General features: G+C 64.8%; 21 protein-coding genes. 11 read left to right on the top strand and 10 right to left on the bottom strand.

The window, feature by feature from the left end:
- Window positions 1–5 precede the first annotated feature (5 nt).
- The 5 genes from GDIA_RS11585 (at window position 6) to nhaA (ending at window position 2,820) form a co-directional block, all read left to right on the top strand.
- On the top strand, window positions 6–458 hold the full coding sequence (locus GDIA_RS11585) for an NAD(P)-binding domain-containing protein (protein ID WP_012554234.1): 453 nt from the start codon (window positions 6–8) through the stop codon (window positions 456–458).
- On the top strand, window positions 455–883 hold the full coding sequence (locus GDIA_RS11580) for a DOPA 4,5-dioxygenase family protein (RefSeq protein WP_012222467.1): 429 nt from the start codon (window positions 455–457) through the stop codon (window positions 881–883). The genes GDIA_RS11585 and GDIA_RS11580 overlap by 4 nt, the downstream gene beginning before the upstream one ends.
- A gap of 131 nt (window positions 884–1,014) precedes the next feature.
- The gene (locus GDIA_RS11575; protein ID WP_012222465.1) at window positions 1,015–1,254 is read left to right on the top strand and encodes a hypothetical protein; all 240 of its coding nucleotides are present in this window, start codon (window positions 1,015–1,017) and stop codon (window positions 1,252–1,254) included.
- Window positions 1,255–1,321: 67 nt separating this feature from the next.
- Entirely contained in the window at window positions 1,322–1,522 is a 201-nt protein-coding gene (locus GDIA_RS11570; protein WP_012222464.1) for a DUF2905 domain-containing protein, read from the top strand.
- Between the two features lie 110 nt (window positions 1,523–1,632).
- Complete coding sequence (nhaA, locus tag GDIA_RS11565; RefSeq protein ID WP_012222463.1) at window positions 1,633–2,820, top strand: Na+/H+ antiporter NhaA; 1,188 nt, start codon at window positions 1,633–1,635, stop codon at window positions 2,818–2,820.
- Window positions 2,821–2,831: 11 nt separating this feature from the next.
- Here the strand turns inward: nhaA and GDIA_RS11560 are convergent, their stop codons facing one another.
- Window positions 2,832–3,356 (bottom strand): NADPH-dependent F420 reductase, encoded by a 525-nt coding sequence (locus tag GDIA_RS11560; RefSeq protein WP_012222462.1) that lies wholly within the window; start codon window positions 3,354–3,356, stop codon window positions 2,832–2,834.
- A 107-nt stretch (window positions 3,357–3,463) separates the two neighbouring features.
- Here GDIA_RS11560 and GDIA_RS18625 point away from each other — a divergent pair, with 107 nt between their 5' ends.
- Window positions 3,464–4,510: an IS481-like element ISGdi9 family transposase gene (locus GDIA_RS18625; RefSeq protein ID WP_012222461.1), complete on the top strand. Its 1,047-nt coding sequence runs from the start codon at window positions 3,464–3,466 to the stop codon at window positions 4,508–4,510.
- Window positions 4,511–4,605: 95 nt separating this feature from the next.
- On the opposite strand, the gene GDIA_RS11550 is transcribed toward GDIA_RS18625, so the two are convergent.
- A complete protein-coding gene (locus GDIA_RS11550) occupies window positions 4,606–5,340 on the bottom strand; it encodes an SDR family NAD(P)-dependent oxidoreductase (RefSeq protein ID WP_012222460.1) in 735 nt (244 codons plus the stop codon).
- Window positions 5,341–5,614: 274 nt separating this feature from the next.
- On the opposite strand from GDIA_RS11550, the gene GDIA_RS11545 reads away from it, so the two are divergent.
- Window positions 5,615–6,496, top strand: a complete 882-nt coding sequence (locus tag GDIA_RS11545) for a LysR family transcriptional regulator (RefSeq protein ID WP_012554233.1) — start codon at window positions 5,615–5,617, stop codon at window positions 6,494–6,496.
- Window positions 6,497–6,538: 42 nt separating this feature from the next.
- Here GDIA_RS11545 and GDIA_RS11540 read toward each other — a convergent pair whose 3' ends face one another.
- The 3 genes from GDIA_RS11540 to pdxA are packed head-to-tail and all read right to left on the bottom strand — an operon-like array spanning window position 6,539 to window position 8,597.
- Entirely contained in the window at window positions 6,539–6,901 is a 363-nt protein-coding gene (locus GDIA_RS11540) for a cupin domain-containing protein (protein ID WP_012222458.1), read from the bottom strand.
- A 14-nt stretch (window positions 6,902–6,915) separates the two neighbouring features.
- Window positions 6,916–7,596 carry a hypothetical protein gene (locus tag GDIA_RS11535; protein WP_012222457.1) on the bottom strand — a complete coding sequence of 227 codons (681 nt, stop codon included), beginning with the start codon at window positions 7,594–7,596 and terminating at the stop codon, window positions 6,916–6,918.
- Entirely contained in the window at window positions 7,593–8,597 is a 1,005-nt protein-coding gene (pdxA, locus tag GDIA_RS11530; RefSeq protein WP_012222456.1) for a 4-hydroxythreonine-4-phosphate dehydrogenase PdxA, read from the bottom strand. The genes GDIA_RS11535 and pdxA overlap by 4 nt, the downstream gene beginning before the upstream one ends.
- 75 nt (window positions 8,598–8,672) lie before the next feature.
- On the opposite strand from pdxA, the gene GDIA_RS11525 reads away from it, so the two are divergent.
- Window positions 8,673–9,536 (top strand): LysR family transcriptional regulator, encoded by an 864-nt coding sequence (locus GDIA_RS11525; protein WP_012554232.1) that lies wholly within the window; start codon window positions 8,673–8,675, stop codon window positions 9,534–9,536.
- A gap of 34 nt (window positions 9,537–9,570) precedes the next feature.
- Here the strand turns inward: GDIA_RS11525 and GDIA_RS11520 are convergent, their stop codons facing one another.
- On the bottom strand, window positions 9,571–10,488 hold the full coding sequence (locus GDIA_RS11520) for a LysR family transcriptional regulator (protein WP_012222454.1): 918 nt from the start codon (window positions 10,486–10,488) through the stop codon (window positions 9,571–9,573).
- 102 nt (window positions 10,489–10,590) lie between these two features.
- Here GDIA_RS11520 and GDIA_RS11515 point away from each other — a divergent pair, with 102 nt between their 5' ends.
- The 3 genes from GDIA_RS11515 to GDIA_RS11505 all read left to right on the top strand — a co-directional run bounded on the left by GDIA_RS11515 (window position 10,591) and on the right by GDIA_RS11505 (window position 13,224).
- On the top strand, window positions 10,591–11,382 hold the full coding sequence (locus GDIA_RS11515; RefSeq protein ID WP_012222453.1) for an NAD(P)H-dependent oxidoreductase: 792 nt from the start codon (window positions 10,591–10,593) through the stop codon (window positions 11,380–11,382).
- Window positions 11,383–11,624: 242 nt separating this feature from the next.
- Entirely contained in the window at window positions 11,625–12,644 is a 1,020-nt protein-coding gene (locus tag GDIA_RS11510) for a linear amide C-N hydrolase (RefSeq protein ID WP_231854178.1), read from the top strand.
- A 136-nt stretch (window positions 12,645–12,780) separates the two neighbouring features.
- The gene (locus GDIA_RS11505; protein WP_012222451.1) at window positions 12,781–13,224 is read left to right on the top strand and encodes a VOC family protein; all 444 of its coding nucleotides are present in this window, start codon (window positions 12,781–12,783) and stop codon (window positions 13,222–13,224) included.
- A 22-nt stretch (window positions 13,225–13,246) separates the two neighbouring features.
- Here GDIA_RS11505 and GDIA_RS11500 read toward each other — a convergent pair whose 3' ends face one another.
- From GDIA_RS11500 to GDIA_RS11485, 4 genes are read right to left on the bottom strand one after another with little or no spacing between them, the layout of a single operon-like run.
- Entirely contained in the window at window positions 13,247–14,206 is a 960-nt protein-coding gene (locus tag GDIA_RS11500) for an NAD(P)-dependent oxidoreductase (protein WP_012222450.1), read from the bottom strand.
- A 4-nt stretch (window positions 14,207–14,210) separates the two neighbouring features.
- Window positions 14,211–15,548 (bottom strand): CapA family protein, encoded by a 1,338-nt coding sequence (locus GDIA_RS11495; protein WP_012222449.1) that lies wholly within the window; start codon window positions 15,546–15,548, stop codon window positions 14,211–14,213.
- A gap of 2 nt (window positions 15,549–15,550) precedes the next feature.
- Window positions 15,551–16,816 carry a Zn-dependent hydrolase gene (locus GDIA_RS11490; RefSeq protein ID WP_012222448.1) on the bottom strand — a complete coding sequence of 422 codons (1,266 nt, stop codon included), beginning with the start codon at window positions 16,814–16,816 and terminating at the stop codon, window positions 15,551–15,553.
- Window positions 16,813–17,718, bottom strand: a complete 906-nt coding sequence (locus GDIA_RS11485) for a LysR family transcriptional regulator (RefSeq protein ID WP_012222447.1) — start codon at window positions 17,716–17,718, stop codon at window positions 16,813–16,815. The genes GDIA_RS11490 and GDIA_RS11485 overlap by 4 nt, the downstream gene beginning before the upstream one ends.
- Window positions 17,719–18,009 lie beyond the last annotated feature (291 nt).

Here is an 18,009-nt window from a genome sequence, read left to right as displayed (position 1 = left end):
CGCACATGAAGATCGGCATTATCGGCGCCGGCCACATTGGCGGCGCATTGACCCGGCGCCTGACGGCGCTGGGCCATACCGTTCTGGTCGCCAATTCCCGGGGCCCGGAGACGCTGCGCGACCTGGCGGCGGAAACCGGGGCGACCGCCGTGACGCCGCGCCAGGCGGTGACGGGCGTCGACGTGATCGTGGTGACGATCCCGGAGAAGAATATCCCGGATCTGCCGCACGACCTGTTCACGAACGTGCCCCGCGCGGTGCCGGTCATCGATACCGGGAATTATTACCCGCAACAGCGGGACGGCAGGATCGCGGCGATCGAGGCTGGCGGCCTGGACGAATCCTGGCGGCAGCAGCCTGGCACGCCGGTCTATGCCGCTGATCTGGACGCGGCGGGCGTAAGGCGGGCGCTGTCCGCGGCACGGTCCGAACGCACCGCGCAATGGAAAGCCCGATGACGCCGGTGCCCGAGCCGATCCGGCAGATCGGGACGATCGGCAGCTATCATGCCCATGTCTATTTCGACGGCCCGGACGGGCGCGCGGCCGCCGAGCACCTGCGCGCCGCCATCGCCGACCGCTTCGCCGTGCGGCTGGGGCGCTGGCATGAGGTACCGATCGGCCCGCACACGCTGCCGATGTATCAGATCGCCTTCGACACGGCGCTGTTCGCGACGCTGGTGCCATGGCTGATGCTCAATCACCAGGACCTGAGCATCCTGATCCATCCGAACACCCGGTTCCCACGCCGCGACCATCTCCGCGATGGCATCTGGCTGGGTCAACCCCGCGCCCTGCTGGGCTCGCGGCTGCCGGAAGACGCGGCCGAGGCGGATGGCGCCGGCACTCCCGATACAACGCCAGGCGGGGCGACGCCGATCTGAGCATGGGCAATGGCGATGCCACTGGCCGGCCTGCGCGCATCGCTGCCCCGCGTTCGCGGCCCTGTAATCCGCGTGCCCGCGCCCCCATGTCTGAAACTGGAAATCCATGACCGGAACAGGACGGAATCGACATGACCGACAGGCTTCCCCATGAAACCAGCAGCTTGCACGCCCTCGCCGAACGGGCGGTCAAGGAGCCCAAGCTGCTGACGAAGGCCGAGGTGACGGAACTGGCGGATTTCGTGCTCAAGGGCGGCGAACATGCCTCGGAGCAGGAACGCGAGATCGCGAAGAAGGCGCGGCACAATCCCGAGGGGATGGAGAAATCCGACATCGCAGCACTCGCCCGCCAGATTCTGGAGCGGATATAGGAGCGCGAGCATGACCACGCATCATGAGCCCTCCGCCGCCGCTCTCGCCCAGCGCTGACGGAGCGGTATGTCCAGACCCCTGATCACCCTTGGTATTGTCCTGGTGCTCGCCGGCCTGCTGTGGCCTGTCCTGTCACGGCTGCCGCTCGGGCGGCTGCCGGGCGACATCGTGATCCAGAGGCCGAATTTCACCTTCTACGCGCCGATCGCGACCTGCATCGTGATCAGCGCGGTTCTTTCCCTGATCTTCTGGCTGGTCCGGCGATAGGCGGGACAAGCCCCGGCTTCCGCTTCCTGCGTTCAGGAAGGCCGTCGTCAGGAAGGCAGGCGCAGGGCTGTCGGCTTGTATGGCCGACCTGAATCATTCAACAGAGATGAATGGCTGAATCAGTTGCTGCGCGCGTTGCCTCTCTCCGACGTTTCCTGGGCTCTCCCTCCGGTGGGGCATGCGTCCTGCTGCTCGCGTCCCTTGCAGGCTTTGTCCTGGCAAACTCGCCGTGGGCGGCGGGTTATACCGCCCTTACGACAACGCCCCTGACGCTTTCCGTCCTTGGGAAACGGGGACCGGACACGATCGACGCATGGGTCTCCGACGGGTTCATGACCCTGTTTTTCCTGGTGGTCATTCTCGAAATCAAGACCGAAATCGTCACGGGCCACCTCTCGTCACCACGGCGCGTCGCCCTTCCGCTGATCGGCGCGCTGGGCGGAATGATCGTACCGGCCCTGACATACCTGCTGGTGACATGCGGACATCCGGAAGCGACGCGCGGCTGGGCCATCCCCGTCGCGACCGATGCAGCGTTCACGTTGCCGATCATTCTGGCTCTTGGTCGGCATGTCTCGGCCGGAGCCAGGGCCTGGCTGATGGCGCTCGCGATCTTCGATGATGTGCTGGGCATCGTCGTCATCGCCGTGTTTTACGGGAATGCCCTGTACTGGCCGGCACTGGCGGCGGCCGTGGTTGTCACGGCGGCGCTGATCGGGGCAAACAGGATCGGAATCAGGACAGTGTGGGGTTACGCCACCGGCTGCATCCTGCTGTGGATCGCTCTTCTGGGGTCCGGCCTGCATCCGACCCTTGCCGGGGTCATAACCGGTCTGTGCCTGCCCGCAACGGCCCTGGGACGGAACGTCGGACAGGCGACACCTCTCGACAGAGCGGCATCCGCACTGACACCTGTCGTCACATGGGTAATTCTGCCGCTTTTCGGCTTCATGAACGTGGGTGTCTCACTCAGGGGTATCCATCCCGACATGATGGTGGACGCTGTTCCATTGGGGATCATGTCGGGACTGCTCATCGGCAAACCTGTCGGCGTCTTCAGCGCGACACTGCTTTCGACCCGGCTGAGGATCGCCACGCTTCCGGCAGAAACGTCGATGGGAAAGGTGTTTGGCCTTTCGCTCCTGTGCGGCATCGGATTTACGATCAGCCTGTTTATCGCGAACCTGTCATTTCCCGACTCTGGTCTTGTAATCCCTGCCAAGATGGGAATCTTCGCCGGCTCGGTCCTCTCCGCCCTGGCGGGATGGCTCTGGCTGCGTTTCTCGCCTGAGCAATGATCGCAGATCGATTACTGCGCCGTCTTGAACACATCCTGGAAAATGAGCGGTCCCCAAACGCGGCCGCGTGCATGCACCAGCGCGCCACCTTCATAAAGTTTTCCCAGAGTGACGGGTGCGAACCCGAGTTGTCTGGCCAGGGCCGCCACGGGAGCGGTCGCGTCCGCGTCGTCGCTCGATAGAAAGACGACCCGGTGGCCGCCCTCGACGACCGGATCGGTCGCCAGGGTGGCGGCAATCAGATGATTGAACGCTTTCACGAACCTGGCGCCGGCGAACGCCTTCGCGGCGAAGGCGGAGGACAGGAGGCCATCCATCTCCTCGAGGGGAGCCAGCGAGTTCATCGCGTCGATGACCGTCTTGCCTTTCCAGTCCGGCAGGGCCCTCGCGACCTCGGGGTGCTGCTCGAACGGGACGGCCAGGATGATCATGTCGGCTTCGAGCGCATCCCGCAGCGACCTGGCGACGACCGTGGGACCGATTGCCCGGGCCTGCGGCGCCAATGCTTCGGGCGGCCGACGGCTCGCGACGGTCACGTCGATGTTCCTGCGGGCGAAGGCGTGGGCAAGGGCCTGGCCTATCCTACGTGTTTGGTCCCGGGATTTGGTGGTGCATTATTTTCACATGAGTGGAAGGATGCGCTATGGGCCAGGTTCACCACGGAAGCGCCACGACGACAGCGGCAGTCCGTCGAGCGATACAACATAGTCAAGAGAGCCTGAGGGTTCTGGCGAAACGCTACGGGATCAACCCGAAGACGGTCGCCAAATGGAAGGGGCGGACCGATACGTCGGATCGACGCACCGGTCCGAAGGTCGCATCCTCAACCATCCTGTCGACCGAAGAAGAAGCGATCGTTGTGGCCTTCCGTCGCCATACCCTGCTGCCTCTTGATGATTGCCTTTATGCGCTTCAGGCGACGATCCCGCATCTGACGCGATCTTCCCTGCACCGTTGTTTTCAGCGCCATGGGATCAGCCGCCTGCCCGAGACCGAAGGCGACAAACCGAAACGGTCGAAGTTCAAGAGTTGTCCGATCGGCTATTTTCACATCGACATTGCTGAAGTCCGCACTGAAATGGGGCGCCTTTATCTTCTGGTGGCGATCGACCGGACCTCGAAATTCGCTTTTGTCCAATTGCACGAGAAAGCGACACGTCGCGTTGCCGGTGACTTCCTGCGTGCTCTGGCCGCTGCGGTTCCCTACCGCATCCATACCGTGCTGACCGATAACGGCACGCATTTTACCGATCCGGCCGGCAATGGATGGACACCCGAAGACATCAAGGCCATGCGGGCGGATGGTGTCCTGTTCCGGTGCCACTCTTTTGAACTGGCCTGTGCTGATCTCGATATCGAGCATCGACTGACAAAGCCGCGACATCCCTGGACGAATGGCCAGGTCGAGAGGATGAACCGCACGATCAAGGACGCCACCGTCAAGCGCTTCTACTACGAAACACATGACCAGTTGCGTCAACACCTCGCCGACTTCGTTACCGCCTACAATTTCGCCCGCAGGCTCAAGACCCTGCGCGGCCTCACTCCATATGAATTCATTTGTCAGCAGTGGGAAAAAGAACCATCACGGTTCATACATAATCCGCACCACCAAATCCCGGGACAAAACACCTACCGAATCCTACAATCGCGTAGCGCATTGTGCTTTTCCGATCCATGTTCATATTGATGCTGCGGACAGGCCGACCGTGCAGCGCGGAAGTCGTTCCACCATGGACACGCCCGTCCCCGCCGGTCGGCCGCTTTCCGCGATCCGGCGCGCGTTCAGATGGCCGAGAAGCCGCCATCGACAGACAGTTCCACCCCGTTCACGAAGCTGGAATCGTCCGAAGCCAGAAACAGCGCGGCTGCCGCGATTTCCTCGGGACGACCCATCGTTCCCCGCGGGATCAGGGATTCGAACATCCGCTTCGCGTCCTCGGTCAGAACCTGGTCCTGCATCGGTGTGGCGATCGGCCCCGGGTGCAGCACGTTCACCCGGATGTTCCGGCCCTTCAGTTCGTTGAGCCACCCGCGTGCGAAGGCGTGCAGCGTCGCCTTGCTCGCCGCATACACGCTGTAACCGGGGAAACCTTTGATCGACGCAACCGACCCGGTCATGAAGATCGACCCGCCGTCGTTGAACAGCGGCAACGCCTTCTGGACCGTGAACAGCGTGCCGCGCGCATTCAGGTTGAAGGTTGTATCGAAATGCTGCTCGGTAATCTCGCCCAGCGGCGCGGCTTCGCCCGTGCCGGCGCTTGCATACAGCACGTCGATCCTGCCCTTTTCCCGCCTGACCGTATCGAACAGGCGGTCGAGGTCGTCGAGATTGGCCGCATCGCCGCGCACGCCGGTCACGTTCCGGCCGATCAGCCTGACGGCCTCGTCCAGCACCTCCTGCCTCCGGCCCGTGATGAACACATAGGCGCCTTCTTCAACGAACCGCCTGGCGCTCGCCAGCGCCATGCCGCTCGATCCGCCTGTGATGACTGCAACCTTGCCTTCGAGCTTTCCCATGACTTTTCCTTTCAGGCCCGTCTTCGATCGTTCGGGGAAGTCCCCGAGACCCTCGACATAGGTCTGCCGGCGTCAGGCGTTGAGTGCGGAAGCGCGCACATCGGTGGTGCGAAATCGATCCGGCCGGACGATTGACGTCGGTCGGACGATCGGTAGTCGCCGCTTGAAAGCCGAGGCAAATTCGTCGCTAACCGCTATGATGACGGCGCGTCATGTCGCACGATGTGGCGGATATGGGTTTTGGAAGGCGCACCGTGCGGTGCCGGAGTGCACCATGATCGATTGGGACGATGTTCGCTACTTCCTGGCCGTCGCGCGCGGTGGCTCGGTGCGGGCTGCCGCCGGGCATCTGGGGGTAAACCATTCAACCGTGTTGCGGCGGATCGCTCAGCTTGAAGAGAGGCTCGGGACGCACATGTTCGAAAAGCTGCCTGCGGGCTATCGCCTGACGGCGGCGGGCGAGGAGATCCTCGAGTTCGCGAACCAGATGGAAGCGTCGTCGCACCAACTGGAAACGCGCGTTTTCGGTCGCGACCAGAGCGTGCGCGGGCTTTTGCGCGTGACGCTGCCTCCGTTCCTCGCGACACATCTGCTGATGCCGGATCTTGCTGATTTTTCCCGCATGAATCCGGATATCGAGATGGAGATCCTGCCGACCGGCGCGGTCGCGAACCTGACGAACCGGGAAGCCGACGTTGCGATCCGTATCGTGCTGGACCGGGAAACACTGCCGCCCAATCTTCACGACCTGCCAGGCCCCGAATTGTCCAGCGGCATCTATATGGCACGCGATCGCCTGACCGCGTGGCGTGCCGGTGTTGCCGATCCTGTCCGCTGGATCGTCATAAACACTGATGGACTTCCGGGTTGGGCCCGCGAAGGAGAGATTCACACGACAGGGGCTCCGTTCAGGACGCCGGACGCTGAAACGCAGATCGTCGCAACGCGGCAAGGGATCGGGATGACGAAACTGCCGTGCTTCGTCGGCGATGCCGACCCGCTGCTGGTCAGGGTGCCGGGCACCGAGCTGCACGGGCATGGAACGCTCTGGCTTCTCACGCAGGGGGAGACACGCAAGACGAAGCGCGTGCGGCTCTTCACTGAATTCATATCCCGCCGGCTCGCCGCGTACGCTCCGCTTCTCGGCAGCGAATGATGGAGCGAAGACGGCTTTGAACGCGTGTAGGTGTCGGCCCGGCTATATCCGGGAAGGCGCCCGCACGGTGCGGTCGTTGGTCACATTGCCGGTGTTGAGGGTCGTGTTCGGTTCCAGCAGGACGACATGGCATTCATCGCCCAGGGCCTCGGGACAATGCTCCACACCATGCGGCACGATGATGAATTCCCCGGCTTCGATGTCGATGTCACGGTCCCGGAAATGCATGCGCAAGGTCCCGGAGACGACCAGGAACAGTTCGTCCTCATGCTCGTGATGATGCCAGTCGAACACGCCCTTGAATTTCGCCAGCTTGATCTGGGCCGTGTTGATGTCACCGGCCACACGGGGGCTCCAGTAGTCGGAAAATGTCGCGAAGGCCTGGGCCAGGTTTATCTTTTCCATTGGGCGGTTCTCCATCAGGACGAGAATAAAATGGTCTGGATATGGCCGATCTGTCCCGCCAGATCGGGCGATGCCGGAAAGGCGCCGTCGAATGCCGCCGTGCCGACCGTGAAACCGGCGGCCCCTGCCGAGGCGGCGGCCCGAATCCGTTCCGCCCGATCGAGCGAGCCGGCGACGATGACGGGCTTGTCCGCCACGGCTTCGCAGACCCGTCGCATCAGGTTCGGCACCTCCCCCGCGAACCGATAGGCCAGCAGATCCAGCCCATGCACACCCGGCCGGGAGGCGAGATCGACGGCGCTGCGCACGATTTCGGCCTCGGTTCCCTCAAGGATGCTGGGATGCCCGGTGATTCGGCCGGGAAAGGGGTAATAGCGGATCGTCGTGCCGTCCAGCAGCGGCAACACGTCATCGACATGCGTGCCGCCCAGCAGGTAATCGACGCCCAGGGCGATGCCGGCCCGCACCGAGCGCAGCTCGCTCTCGCGATCGAGCGAGACGACTTCCAGATAGATCTTCGCCCCCGCCTGCCGGATCGTGCGTGCAAGAACCTGGAGCGCCGCGAAGGGCAGGCCGATATCCTTGAACCCGATATGGCGGACCCCCGCGGCTCGGGCGGTCTGCACCAGATCGGCCGCATTCTCCACCGTCCGGTCATGGCGGGTCAGCATGAAGATGAAATCGGGTCGGATCATGTCGCGGCTCCGGTGAGGCGAAGGGCGTAATCGAAAGCCGTCTCCAGGCTGGACGGATCGGCAACGCCGCGTCCCGCGATATCGAAGGCGGTGCCGTGGTCGGGGCTGGTGCGGATGAAGGGCAGGCCGAGCGTGATGTTCACGCCCTGCGCCAGGCCCATATATTTCACCGGAATCAGCCCCTGGTCGTGATATTGCGCCACCACGACATCGAAGCGCCTCTGCCGCGCCTGCATGAACACCGTGTCGCCGGGCCACGGGCCGGACGCATCGATGCCCTCGCTCCGCGCCTGTGCGATGGCGGGCGCGATGATGCGGGTTTCCTCCTCGCCGAACAGGCCGCCTTCCCCGGCATGGGGATTGAGGCCCGCCACGGCGACGCGCGGGCATTCGACGCCCAGCGCGCGTGCGCCCGCGTGGGCGAGGCGGATCGCCGCCATCTGTGCGGATTGATCGGCGCGGCGGATCGCGTCCCGCAGCGAACAATGGATGGTCACCAGCACGACGCGGATATCCTCGTTCGCCAGCATCATGGCGACACGCGCGCCGCCGGCCTGTTCGGCGAGGATTTCCGTATGGCCGGGGTACGGCAATCCGGCGGCGGCGAGCGCTTCCTTGTGGATCGGCGCGGTGACGATGCCCCGGATTGCGCCATCCCTGGCCAACCGTATGGCGGTGCGGATTGCCGCATAGGCGGCGCGGCCGCTTTCGGCGCTGACACGGCCTATGGGCGGCAGGGCCACGCATTCCGATGACGCCAGGACGTTCAGCACCCCGTCATCGAACCGGGCTTCGGCCGGCGTCGCGATGCGGCGCATCCGCGCCGCCGGATCGCGCGCGGCCAGGGCGTGGCGCATCACCAGCGGATCACCGACCACGATCCAGCATCGTTGCGCCGGCCGCCGCAGGAACATCCGGGCCGCGATCTCCGGCCCGATCCCGGCGGGATCGCCCATCGTGACGGCCAGCGGCCGGGTGTGGCAGGAGGAGGGTGCGGTCATGATGGTGAGAATAGCGGAACGGTTCCGGAGGAAAATCGATATGAACTGACCTGTTCCGGTGATAAAAACTGACCAATGAAGCGATCCGACATCCCGTCGCTGGACGATCTGCGCGCCTTCGCGGCGGTAGTGCGCCTGGGCTCGGTCCGGGCGGCGGCCATGGAACTGGCCCTGACGCATGGGGCGGTCAGCCGCCGGGTGTCCAAGCTGGCCGCCGAACTGAAACTGCGATTGCTGGAACCGGACGGGCGCGGCGTGCGGCCGACCCGGGACGGCGAGCGGCTTGCCCGCGCGGCGAGCGACGCGCTGGGCGGGATCGCGGCGGCGCTGGCCGAGATCAGGTCGCCCTCCACCGCGCCGCCGATCGTGCTGTCCTGCGAGCGGTCGCTGGCGATGCGCTGGCTGATCCCGCGCCTGTCGGACTTCCAGGACCGGCATCCCGGCATCGACGTGCATCTTTCGACCGGTGGCGGGGCGCTGGATTTCGCGCGGGAACGGATTACGCTGGCGATCCGGCGCCTCGATTTCCCGCTCGATCCCGACTGGGCCGTCACCACGCTCGTGCCGGAAACGGTCGGGCCGGTCATGCGGCCCGACATGGCGGAGCGGTTCCGCAGGGGCGACTACCTGGCGCTGGGATCGCGCACCCGGCCCGAGGCATGGAGGCACTGGCTGGCCTCCCGGCCCGACAGTGCGGCGCCCCGCGATACACGCCTGTTCGACCATCATTTCATGATGCTGGAAGCCGCCGCCAGCGGCCTGGGTGTCGCCCTGTCACCCCGGATCATCGCGGCGGACGATGTCGCGACCGGTCGATTGCTGGCGCCGGCCGGATTCGATGCGGACGGAACGTCCTACGGGCTGATCCGGCCCAGGGGGATGGACGTGACGGAACAGGTCGAGGCGCTGGAACAATGGATCGTGCAGCAGGCGGGATAATTCGCGCCCTACTGGTATCTGATCCGGCCCGCCGTCACCGCCCGATGCCGGGTATTTTCGCGATTTCGCTGCCGAGAAAATCGGCGCAGAGACGCACCCGCGTCAGGCTCGCCCGTTCCGGTGCGATCAGCATGCTCAGGGGAGCCGGAGGAAGCCTGTAGTTCGGCAGCACGAGGTCCAGCCGGCCGTCCTGTAGGCAGTCCTCCACCAGCCACCGATGCGCCGGGCCGAAACCGCGCCCCGCCAGGAAAGCCTCTCGCGCCGCGAGTCCATGATCGACATTCAGGCGACCGTGGAACGGAACGACGTGATGCTTGCCCTTCGGAGCCTGGAGGACCAGCCGGTCGGAACCGTGAACCCGGGAGAGGCGGACGCCTTCCCGATCGCGCAGATCCTCGGGCCGCTTCAGTGGGCCGTTGCGATGCAGCCAGTCCGGCGCGGCCACCAGCACGCGCTGGCTTTCACCCAGCGCCCGCAGCTTCATCGAACTATCGGTCAGCGGCCCGAGGCGGATGGCGATGTCGACGCCCTCGCGCACCAGGTCGACACGTTCGTCGGTCAGGCTGAATTCCACCCGTATCCCGGGATTCTGGTCCTGGAAGGCAAAGATCAGCCGGCTGACATGCAGGACGCCGAGCGCCGCGGTGCAGGAGATGCGGACCGTGCCCGCTGTTGCCTGGCGTGTCTGCCGCATTTCCTGGCTGGCCTGTTCGACCAGGCACAGGATGTTCAGGCATTGCGCGTAATAGCGCGTGCCCTCTTCGGTCAGCGCCGTGCGGCGGGTGGTGCGGGTGAGCAGCGAGACACCCAGCGCCTCTTCAAGCTCGCGCAGATGGCGGGTGATCGTGGATTGGCCTGCGCCGGTTTCCCGGGCGACCGCCGCGAGATTGCCGCGTTCGGCAATGCGGACGAACGTCCGCATCCGGTCGAGCGAGACATGCGATTGTTCCATTTTCCGGCACTGTCCCTTCCGCTCAGGCCATATGGGAAGACAATAGCCTATCCCCTATCCTCGGAAAGTCGCCCATTCTTTCCGCCTGCATGAGGAAGCCCCATGAATGTCCTGATCGTCTTCGCCCACCCGGAAAGACACTCGCTCAACGGCGCCCTGCTCGACGTCGCCGTCGCCGAACTGGCGGCCCAGGGACATGAGGTGCGGGTGTCGGACCTCTATGCCATGCATTGGAAGGCCGCAGTCGACAAGGACGATTTTCCTGCCCTGTCGTCGGACGGACCGCTGAAGGTCTGGAAAGCGTCCCATGACGGGTTCGCGGCGGATGCGCTGACGCCGGATGTGAAGGCGGAACAGGAGAAGCTGCTGTGGGCCGATATGGTCATTCTGCAGTTCCCGTTATGGTGGTTCGCCATGCCGGCCATTCTCAAGGGCTGGGTGGACCGCGTCTATGCCTCCGGCTTCGCCTATGGGGTGGGCGAACACAGCGACCGGCGCTGGGGCGACCGGTATGGCGAAGGGGTCATGGCCGGCAAGCGTGCGATGCTGATGGTCACGGCCGGAGGGTGGCCGGAACATTATTCGGATCGCGGGATCAACGGCCCGATCGACGATCTGCTGTTCCCGATCAACCATGGAATCCTTTTCTATCCCGGTTTCACCGTCCTGCCGCCCTTCGTGGCCTATCGTGTCGATCGGATGGACGAGCCGAAATTCACGATTCTGGCGGACCAAGTGCGCGAGCGGATGAAGACACTGGAGACGATCGCACCGATTCCCTACCGCAAGCAGAATGACGGCGACTACCAGATCCCGACCATGGAACTGCTGCCGGAACTGGCACCGCCGGGTGCGCGCGGCTTCGAAGTGCATCTCGCGCCTGAACGCGACTGACGTCGCGGGCATGACTCCATTGCCGGATCGCGACCTGTATCGTGACCAGCGTTCGAGATGCGGCTTATCCCGCCGTGGGACGGCTCTAGAAAGGCGCGAGTCCCCGCTACGTATCGGGCCGATTTGACTTCCTCGAAAATCACGCCGCATGGTATTGCTGTGACCTGCCGGTATAATTGAGTGGAATAAAGCCCATGATGCCGAAGAAGCGTTCTTTCGCGACTGCGTGCGCGGCCATGGTCATGTCGACGAACCTTCTGGGCCACCCGGCGGCCGACGCCTGCACGCGCCTCGTCTATCATGGCGCGCATGACGAGGTCATCACGGCACGTTCCATGGACTGGAAGACCGATGTCGGAACCAACCTCTGGGTCTTCCCCCGCGGCATGAAGCGTTCGGGGGAAGCGGGGCCGAACTCGGTCCGATGGACGTCGAAATACGGCAGCGTCATTGCCTCGGGCTATGACATTTCCACCACCGACGGCATGAACGAAGCAGGACTTGTCGCCAACGTGCTGTGGCTGGTCGAATCGTCCTATCCGAAATATGACGGCAGGACCCCAGGCCTGTCGCTCGCGGCCTGGGCGCAATATGTGCTGGATAATTTCGCCACCGTGCAGGAAGCGGTCGATGCGCTGGCAAGGCAGCCCTTCACGATCGTCACCGCCACCGTACCGGGTGAAGGCAGGCTCGCCACCCTGCACCTCTCGCTCTCGGATGCGTCCGGCGACAGCGCAATCATCGAATATATCGACGGCAAGCAGGTCATCCACCACAGCCGCGCCTATCAGGTGATGACCAACTCCCCGACCTTCGAAAAGCAGCTCGCGCTGAACGAATACTGGACGCAGATCGGCGGCACCGTCATGCTGCCCGGCACCAATCGCGCCTCGGACCGGTTTGCACGCGCTGCCTTCTATGTGAACGCGATCCCGAAGACCGAAAGTCCGGTCGATGCCATCGCCAGCGTCTTCAGCGTGATCCGCAATGTCTCCGTTCCCTTTGGAATCACCACGCCCGATCAGCCCAATATCTCCTCGACGCGCTGGCGCACGGTCGCCGACCAGAAGCGCAAGCTCTATTTCTTCGAATCGGCACTCACGCCCAACGTCTTCTGGGTCGACCTGAAGAAACTGGATTTCTCGGAAGGAACCGGGAAGGTGATGAAACTCGATCTCGGCCCCGATCAGACGCATATCTATTCCGGCATGGCCAACGACCGGTTCGTTGAAACCAGGCCTTTCAGGTTCCTCGGGCTCTGAGCGCGGCACGGCACAGGTGCCCCGTCCGGTTAGATCGAATATTTTATGTCTGACCAAGGAAATATATCGTTTTCCATCCCATATGACACCGCGTTATCGTCCGTGCCTGGTCCGCCGTGAACAAGGATAGATCGACATGAACACCATCGCGACAGGCACCGGCGCCATCCCGCCCTTCCATCTTGCCTTTCCCGTCCGCGACATCGCGGAGGCCCGCGCGTTCTATGGGGAGCTTCTGGGCTGCCCGGAGGGCAGGAGCGCGCCCGACTGGGTCGATTTCGATTTTTACGGTCATCAGATCGTCGCGCACCTGGCGCCGGCCGAACTGACGCCGGCGCAACGCAACGAGGTCGACGACCATGCCGTGCCCGTACGGCATTTCGGCATCGTGCTGCCGATGCCGGCCTGGAATGACATGGCGGACAAGCTGCGCGCGGCCGGCACCGCCTTCATCGTGGAGCCCTATATCCGCTTCAAGGGACAGCCGGGCGAGCAGGCCACCATGTTCTTCCTGGACCCCAGCGGCAACGCGATCGAAATCAAGGCATTTGCCGATATCGGGCAGCTTTTCGCCAAATAGTCCCTGGCGGCATCGGCGCCGATCAGGCGCCGGACGCTTGCACGCGGTGCGCCGGCGCCCGCCCCGCCAGCGCATCGACGACCTGCCGGGCGCAGAGCATCGCGGTGCGGCGCAAGGCCTCGTCCGTCGCACCGCCCAGATGGGGCGTCAGGACCAGGCCGGGTGCCGATAGCACCGGGTCATGCGCGGGCGGGGGTTCTTGCGCCAGAACGTCCAGCGCCGCCCCGGCCAGCGTTCCGGCCCGCAGGGCCGCGACCAGGGCGGCACCGTCGATCGCGGTGCCACGGCTGGTATTGACCAGCAGCGCACCCGGCTTCAGCAGGGCCAGGGCAGCGGCGTCGATCGGGGCGGCCCCCGCAGCGTCCGCCGGCCGATGCAGGGAGACGACGTCCGCGCTGCGCAGCAGCGCCTCCACCCCGTCCGCGCGCATGACGCCGGCCTGCGCGAAGATCGCGTCCGGTACGTTGGGGGACCAGGCCATCACCCGCATGCCGAAACCCGCCCCCGCCATCACCGCCACATGCCGCGCGATCGCGCCGAAACCGATCAGGCCAAGGGTCTTGCCGGCGAGTTCGATCCCGCCGGCCGCATAGCGGAAGTCCCACTGCCCGTCGCGAACGGCGCGGTCGGCGACGGGAATGCGCCGCGCGGCGGCCAGGATCAGCCCCATGGTCAGTTCCGCGACCGAGCGGCTGTTCGTATTCGGCGCGTTGGTCACCCAGATCCCCCGTGCCGCCGCTGCGGCAACCGCGATCCTGTTGGTGCCCGAGCCGTGACAGGCGATCAGACGCAGGTTGGGCGCGGCACGGATGGCGGCTTCATCGAATCCGAGATCGCGGGTGATGACGGCCTCGGCATCGCCGATTTCGGCCGCTGCCACCTCCATCGTCGCGCGGCTGGCATAGCACGTGGCGATGCCCGCGCCGTTCAGATGCGCTACCGCGTCGGGGTGGATCGGCTGGGTGATGAAACAGGTGGCCACGACGTCAGGCGTCCATTCCGGCGGCCGCGGGCACAAGGGGAAGCCGGATCGACCCGTCCGCGATCGTCAGTTCGGTGCCGAAGGGGCGGGACAGGGCCGCAAAGGCCTCGAGAATACGCGTGGCCTCGGCCCCCTGGGCCAGCATCGGCGTCCCGCGACGATGGGCCGACCGTCCCAGCCCCAGCGACACCGGATGGATGTCGATCCCCGACAGCGTGCCCCCCTCGTAGGCGCAGACCGGTACCACGCTGTCCCAGAAGCGCTGGTCCGCGGGGAAACCCTTGCGGTCGTTTTCGCTGCGCCCCTTGTAGAGGCGATGCGGCGTGACGTCGGACGAGCAGCGATAGGCGGCGTAGGAATCCATCGGCAGGCGTGCGACGAGTTCGTTCTGGCCGATGAAATTGCCCAGGCCGTGAAAGATCGGGCGGCCGCGATACAGTTCCAGCCCGCGCAACAGATGCGGGCCGTGACAGACGACGACATCCGCCCCCGCATCCACCGCCGCGTGCGTGAAGGCACGCAGGAAATCGTCGGGAATTTCGACATCGGGGATGCCGTCGGCATTATATCCGCTTTCATGCGCATGCACGCTGACGATCACGACGTCCGACACCAGCCGCGCTTCGCCGATCCAGCGCGCGATGTCCGCGACATCCGCCGCGTCGGCCTCCGTACGGGTGCGGACCGTGTCGGACGCGGCGAAGCATACGCCGTCGAAGGACAACGTGCCGGGCGCGGGCGGAAATGCGAATCCCAGCCGGATCTTTTCGTCCAGCACATGCCGAAGGCCCAGCCGCTCGTAGATCCGGGTCAGATCGGCCAGGTCGTCCGCCGTCACGTGATGCGTGCGCTTGAAATGCAGCGGATTGACACCTGGGCGGCCCGGCATCAGCGCCGTCTGTGCCGCTGCCTCCTGCCCCCGGGCAAAGGTGGACACGCAGGACAGCAGGGCGACCGTGCCGGCCGGCCGGGTGCAATAGACCGGTCGCCGCGCCTCTTCCAGGTTCGCACCGATCCCGGCATGGAGCAGGTCACGCCGGTCGAGCGCCGCCAGCATGGCCCGCAGGCCCGCGACACCGTAATCGAGACTGTGATTGGTCGCGGCCGCGAACAGGTCGAACCCGGCGTCGCGCAGTTCGTCCAGCACCCAGGACGGCGCGCCGAAATGCGTGCCACCATGGTCCAGGGACGGGTCCCCCATGAAATCGTTCGATACCAGCTCAAGGTTCGTGAAACTGACGTCACAGCTCCGGATCAGGTCGAACAGCGGCCGGATTTCGGCATCCTGCGTGCTGTTCAGGCGCCGAAAGAGAATCGAATCACCGGTCAGGCCGATCTTCATCATCATCCTTGCTCCGCATGCCGGTACAGCAGCCGTTCGAGCAGCCGCGTCGCCAGGGCGAAATCCTCGAATTCCATGGCCTCGTAGGGGTTGTGGCTGCCGTTGGCGTTCCGGACGAACAGCATCACCGTGGGTACGCCCTGCCCGGCGAAGATCGCGGCATCATGCCCGGCACCACTGGGCAGCGTCACCGCCGGGATACCGGCCTTTCGCGCCAGGGCGACGGCTTCGGCCTGCAGCGTCGCGTCCATTGCGGCCGGCGCGCTCTGCGTGCGGGCGCCGAGATCGATCTGGACACCATACTCGTCCTCGACAGCCCGGGTGTGCGCCAGCAGGGCCGCCTCCATACGCTCGAGCAGGCCATGATCGCGCGAGCGGATATCGATACTGAGATCGACCCGTCCGGCAACGGCGCTGAAATTCGCCTGGGCGGCATCCGTATGACAGACGCCGAAGGTCAGCGTCATCTCGCCGCCTTCGGCTTCGACCTTGCGCCACTCGGCCTGCATCACCGTCATCAGCGTCGCCGCCGCCATGACCGCGTCGGCGCGGAACGCACGCGGCGTTGCGCCGGAATGGGCATAGCGCCCGTGGATGGTCGCCGCGCGATAGCGCACGCTGCCACAGATGCCCGTCACGATGCCGACCGGCACGCCGGCCGCCGGCAGGACCGGCCCCTGTTCGATATGCAGTTCGACGAAACACGCCAGGTCGGACGGCCGCAGCACCGGCGCGGTACGGATGCAATCGGGCTGCCCGCCCGAGGCGCGCATGTGATCGGCCAGGGTCTGTCCATCGTCACGGCGAACCGCCGCCAGCGCGCTGTCCTCGAGCAGTCCGAAGGCGCTCTTGCTGCCGATATACGAGACCGGGAACCACACGCTTTCCTCGGCCCGGGTGACGATCAGGACCACGTCGCGCGCCGGCACGTATCCTGCGTCCACCCAGCCGCACAGGCAGGAAAAGCCCGCCAGCACGCCGGCCGCGCCATCGTAATTGCCGCCGCAAGGCACGGTGTCGAGATGCGATCCGGTCATCACCGCCGGCAATGTCCGGTCGCGGCCCGGCAGGGTGATGAACAGGTTGCCGGCCCAATCGCGGCGCACCAGCAGGCCGCGTGCCCGCGCCATGTCCGCCAGCAGCGCATGCGCCTGGTTTTCGCCGTCGCCGTACGACGCACGGGTCATTCCCAGCCCGTCGAAGCCGATCGTGTGCAGACGGGCGAATAACGCGCGTGCGTCGTCCAGCGCGGGTGGCATGACGGTCATGGAGCCTGCTCCCCGGCCCGTGCGTCGGACGGAAGCTCGTCCCCCGGGCAGGCCTGCACCAGATGGGCGATCAGGGCGTCCAGGGCGGGAGAGGTCCAGCTCAGCATCGTCAGCACCCCGATCTCGCGCAGGATCGTGTGTTCCCCCAGCGGGACCACACGGATATTCGGCATGGCGCGCACAGCCAGGATGTACGGAACGATGGCAACGCCCATGTCACTGGCGACCATCTGCAGGATGGCATGGACTTCCTCCGTCTCGATCGCCGTGTTCGGTACGATGCCCTGCGCCTGCAGGAAGCGATCGACGGTCCGGCCGCCGAACGACCGGCGGTCGTATCGGATGAAGGGCTGGCTGATGATGATCTGCCGCCAGTCGTCCGGCGGCAGGTGCGCCGGAACGACCAGTACAAAATGCTGCCTGACCAGCGGATGCCAGCCCAGATGCGGCATCAGCCCGAAAGGCGGCCGCACGATGATGACGGCATCGAGCTCGCCGGCATCCAGGCGATCCATCAGCCCCATCGACACGCCCGGCACGATATGAAGGGTAAGCGCGGGATAATTCACCCTGAGACTGGCCACCGCCGGGGCCAGAATCGTCGTATGGGTGGTGGAAATGGCCCCGACACGCAGCCGTCCATGCACGACGATATCGGCGGCGGGGTCCCGCATCTTGTCGAACAGGGCGAGAATGTTCTCGGCATGGCCAAGGGACAGGTGCCCGGCCGCACTGAGGGTCACCGATCGCCCGGTGCGCTCGAACAGGGCATGGCCCAGTTCCTGCTCCAGCCGCCTGATCTGCGCGCTGACGGCGGATTGCGTCAGCCCGACGCGCTCCGCGGCGGCGGCAAAACTTCCCAGCCGGGCGGCTGCGGAAAACGTGCGGAGTTCCGAGATCATGGGACAACCATCAATTATTTTGTCTCTGACATCAATAATAATGCGATATTTTTGTCTCTCAGTTTCGTTCTACATTTTATACAAAGAGAGGGTCAAGGAGATTGCGCATGCCCGGCCATGGCGGCCCTTACCGATTTTCCTTATTAAATCATAAATTTCCGAAGACCTGTTATCTGCGTCCGCAAAAAAAGTTTCCCCGGGCCATAAAAATCTTGAAGAGCCATTTAGTTTCGTGCTCGTTATGTGTGTGATTTAGATATGTTCGCAGATCATTGCGGGCAGTCTGCCGCC

The organism is Gluconacetobacter diazotrophicus PA1 5 (assembly GCF_000021325.1).
Classification (GTDB): Bacteria; Pseudomonadota; Alphaproteobacteria; order Acetobacterales; family Acetobacteraceae; genus Gluconacetobacter; species Gluconacetobacter diazotrophicus.
Note: the sequence above shows the minus strand (reverse complement) of the source record. Positions and strands in the feature narration are given on the sequence as shown.